The sequence below is a fragment of the Tenacibaculum sp. AWR4_210 genome (assembly GCF_056160945.1).
This window is the reverse complement of sequence record NZ_JBSWYF010000063.1, coordinates 1-375: the sequence shown is the minus strand read 5'-3', so window position 1 is coordinate 375 and position 375 is coordinate 1. Positions and strand designations below refer to the sequence as shown.

Below are 375 nucleotides of genomic sequence, written 5' to 3'. Positions count from 1 at the left end.
GTGCAGAAATGGCCTTGGACCAAACCGGGAAGTTCATTTCCTTGAGATCCTTCACGTCGCGGCAGCCCGCGTCGATGATCAGCCCGCGGCAGCCGCGCGCCTGCGCCGAGGTGGCTAGCAGGTCGCCGAAATAGCCGTTGTCGCAGGGCGAGGTTGGTGCGAGCACCAGGATGTCGCCCTCCTGCAGCTGCTCGATGGCGACGTGCACCATCCAGTTGTCCCCAGGCGCTGCCGATATCGTCACCGCCGAGCCGGAGATCTGCGCGCCGGGATAGATCGGGCGCATGTAGCTCTGCAGGCAGCCCTTGCGGCCCTGCGCTTCGTGCACGGTGGCGACGCCCGCGCGTCCCAGCGCGTCGATGACGTCCTTGTCGG

At 66.9% G+C, this 375-nt stretch carries 1 protein-coding gene; it reads right to left on the bottom strand.

Going from position 1 to position 375, the window contains the following annotated elements; genetic code table 11:
- Window positions 1–375, bottom strand: a 375-nt coding sequence (locus ACXAG7_RS20035) for a 4-carboxy-4-hydroxy-2-oxoadipate aldolase/oxaloacetate decarboxylase (protein WP_476667936.1), incomplete at both ends; no start/stop codon positions are given.